At 44.5% G+C, this 3,260-nt stretch carries 3 protein-coding genes; 1 reads left to right on the top strand and 2 read right to left on the bottom strand.

Annotated elements, in window-relative coordinates; genetic code table 11:
• Nucleotides 1-80 precede the first annotated feature (80 nt).
• On the top strand, nt 81-716 hold the full coding sequence (locus VN429_RS10030) for a response regulator (RefSeq protein WP_325632846.1): 636 nt from the start codon (nt 81-83) through the stop codon (nt 714-716).
• A 36-nt stretch (nt 717-752) separates the two neighbouring features.
• Here VN429_RS10030 and VN429_RS10025 read toward each other — a convergent pair whose 3' ends face one another.
• Together VN429_RS10025 and VN429_RS10020 are read right to left on the bottom strand one after the other, a co-directional pair.
• Nucleotides 753-2,819, bottom strand: coding sequence for an acetate--CoA ligase family protein (locus tag VN429_RS10025; protein ID WP_325632844.1), 2,067 nt, complete (start codon nt 2,817-2,819; stop codon nt 753-755).
• 66 nt (nt 2,820-2,885) lie between these two features.
• Nucleotides 2,886-3,239 (bottom strand): hypothetical protein, encoded by a 354-nt coding sequence (locus VN429_RS10020; RefSeq protein ID WP_325632842.1) that lies wholly within the window; start codon nt 3,237-3,239, stop codon nt 2,886-2,888.
• Nucleotides 3,240-3,260 lie beyond the last annotated feature (21 nt).

The following is a 3,260-nucleotide window of genomic DNA, read 5'->3' as shown; positions in this document are numbered from 1 at the left end:
CTAATATATATGAGATCGATTTATCCCATAGATTTAATCAAGGTGCAGGGCCAAATAAGATCGATCGAAGAGACCTAATCATGTCAGTAGAAATCCTAATTGTTGATGATGAACCTGCTCTCAATGAGCTTTTTGTTATCGGCCTGAAAAAGTACGGATTTTCTACAGAGGGAGTACTCGGAGGCAGAGAATGTCTGGATCTACTCAAAGATGAATACAAGCCTGACCTTATTCTTCTCGATATGATGATGGAACCTATGGATGGATGGGAAACTCTCCATCATATCAAGGCAGATCCGGATTTTCGCAAGATTCCAGTTATCATGCAAACCGGAAAAAACCTGACTTTTAAAGAAGCTGAACAATTTTCGTATTATATCGAGGATTACATCATGAAGCCGATTACCCCCAAGCGGTGTGTCGACATTATCAATGAAATCCTTGAAAAACAACGTTTAATTCAGGCGCTTATAGATAATGCCCGTGCGAAGGGATGCTCAGAAGGTGAGATTGATCACTTTGTTACAATTCATCGTGCCAATGATGTTTCAGGAAGGCTAATGCGTTTGCTTGAAGATCGATATGGTTCATCTACGGGTGAACAGGATCCTGATTCATATGGGCCTGAAGATTTCCAGACTTTTCGATTAAAAATAAAAGCAGAATATGATCTTCTCTCCCAGAATATGGGCATTATTGCCGGATTTCATTTCTAGGTAAAATCATTTTTAAAAACCAGCAACCGTAAAAAACTATGGTGATGGTTTTATGGGACTATCCAGATTACAGGATTCGAGGATTGCCCCAACAGTTCTGAATGCATCCTGAAGATCCTGGTAATTTGGAATATGGGCCTCACCAAGCATATCAATAGCTGATTTCATCGAGTCGCCTCCGAGAAGACATCCAACCACCATACTATGAGTAAACCGGGAGAGTCTGATCATCTCATGAGCAAGATTTTTCGGATCCATCATAGCCACCGGTGCAGTGATCACTACCGCGATATCCCATAGATGCTGGTACTTAATCATCACATCAAACGCCCTGGCAAAACGTGAAGCATTACTATCCCCGAGGAGATCAACTGGATTTTTATGGGACCAGGAATCTGGGAGAATACTATTGAGTTCTTCTATAACCTGTTCAGGCAGTGTGATCATCTCCATCGCGCTCGTCTCTGCATAGTCTGAAGCAAGCACTCCAAAGCCCCCTGCGTTGGTGAGTATGATCGTTCTTCTCCCTTTGGGATATCCTTCAGAAACCACAAGACGGGCAACATCAAAGGCCTCTGCGAGAGAATAGGCAGGGATTACCCCACTCTGCTTGAAAGCAGCAATATAGGTCTCATAACTCCCTGCAAGGGATCCGGTATGCGACGAAGCAGCTTCACGACCCCTGACTGAAGAGCCAGACTTGAGTGCGATCACCGGTTTTCTACCCCTCATATTTTTTGCATATGTAAGAAAAGCATGACCGTCCCGTATCTCCTCAACGTATAGGATAACAGCATAGGTGTGCGGATCCTGATCAAGAACCTGCAAATATTCTAAAAATCCCATGTCAGTCTGGTTTCCTACACTAATGACAGATGAAAATCCAATGCGGCGGGAAATTGACCAGTCGAGAACCGTCGTAATGATCGCACCACTCTGAGATATAAATCCTATATGGCCGGAAAGTGGCGACTGAACATCAAAGGTTGCGTTCAGATCTAGTGGCGGAATAATAATACCCAAACAGTTCGGGCCGACAATTCTTATCCCTGTCTCTCTTGCCACCCTCAGCAGTTCTTCTTCAAGCTCTCTGCCTGCATCACCGGTCTCTTTGAATCCGGCAGTCAGGATTACTGCAGACTTTACTCCCTTCTCTCCTGCTTCTTTAACAATACCAGGAACAGCTACTGCAGGGGTTGCAATAACCACCATCTCAACAGGGCTCGGAATAGAACTAATTGTGGGATAGACTTTTTTTCCTAGAATATCACCGGTGTTCGGGTTGACCGGATAGAGTTCACCCTGGAAGTTCAGAAGATTACGAAAGACAGCATACCCGACTTTTCCCGGAGTTCGTGATGCTCCAACTACTGCAATAGAGGAAGGATGGAGAAGGTCCGGAACCGGTGGAAGGATCTGTGGAGCAACCAGGGGTTTTTCAGGTGCAGTTTTTATAAATATCCGGGCATCAACTGCACATGAACCATCTTCCCAGAGGACAAGCGGGTTGATATCAAATTCAATTATTCTTTCATCTTCAAGAAATAGTCTGCCAACCTTTTCCAGTATATCCAGGAGGGCCTGTTCGTCAAGAGGTTTATGACCACGGTAACCTGATATCAGCCGGTATCCTGCCATCTCATGGATCATAGTTTTGTATTCAGTTGTATCTACAGGCAGAACTCTCATTGAGAAATCATGAAGAAGTTCGACAAAAATCCCTCCCATCCCGACAGTGAGTACCTTGCCAAATGCTGAATCTGTTTTTCCTCCGATAAGCAGTTCGGTCCCTGATTTCATTTCCTGTTCGACAAGATATCCGACAATTACTGCTTGAGAGTCATAGGCAGCAACCTTTTGATCGATCTCCAAAAGGGCCTCCACAAGAGCTTCAGGGCCTATAATATGCAGGACCACACCCCCTGCGTCCGTTTTATGGATAATTTGTTCGGAGACTACCTTTACAACAACGGGAAACCCGATGTCTTCGGCAGCAACTGCTGCCTCTTCATGGGTGGTCACAAACCGGTATGCCGGAACCGGTATACCATACCTGGTGAGTAGTTCGTACCCATCCTTTTCAGTAAGCAGCCGCCTATCCATTGTCTCTCCTGCGTATGTGTCAGCATAGGCAACTCAATCAGATAAGCGTTGTGTGAAAAAAGAGGTTCAGATATTCTGAAGAAGAGCTTGAAAAATGCCCTTACGAAGAACTTCTCTTGTTACTGGTATATCAGTGGAGACTGGAGTAAGACTGCCCAGGGATTTAGAATTAATAAAAAATTCTGATGAACCCGGTGCGATATCAGCGCTGATCGTATTATTGAAGAAGATCATTTCAACGCCTGATACAGCAAGATCGCTGGAAAGGGTGTGAATACATTCTTCAATCTCTTTTACTTTCTCTTCTGGAGTGTCTTTGTGGCGCCATTCAACCTTTAACGTGATCTTTTCAATACTTCCGCCACACCCTGTGCAGGATTCACATTTATCCGGTGTACACCCGGCTTCGGCCTGTTCCATTATAGTCACCTGAATTTATGG

It is taken from the genome of Methanospirillum sp., assembly GCF_035560735.1.
Lineage (GTDB): Archaea > Halobacteriota > Methanomicrobia > Methanomicrobiales > Methanospirillaceae > Methanospirillum.
The sequence above is the reverse complement of the archived record's forward strand: the minus strand, read 5'-3'. Positions and strand labels throughout refer to the sequence as shown.

Coding starts and splice junctions, on each gene's coding strand:
- VN429_RS10025 (WP_325632844.1), bottom strand. CDS start 2,819: ATGGATAGGCGGCTGCTTACTGAAAAGGATGGGTACGAACTACTCACC.
- VN429_RS10030 (WP_325632846.1), top strand. CDS start 81: ATGTCAGTAGAAATCCTAATTGTTGATGATGAACCTGCTCTCAATGAG.
- VN429_RS10020 (WP_325632842.1), bottom strand. CDS start 3,239: ATGGAACAGGCCGAAGCCGGGTGTACACCGGATAAATGTGAATCCTGC.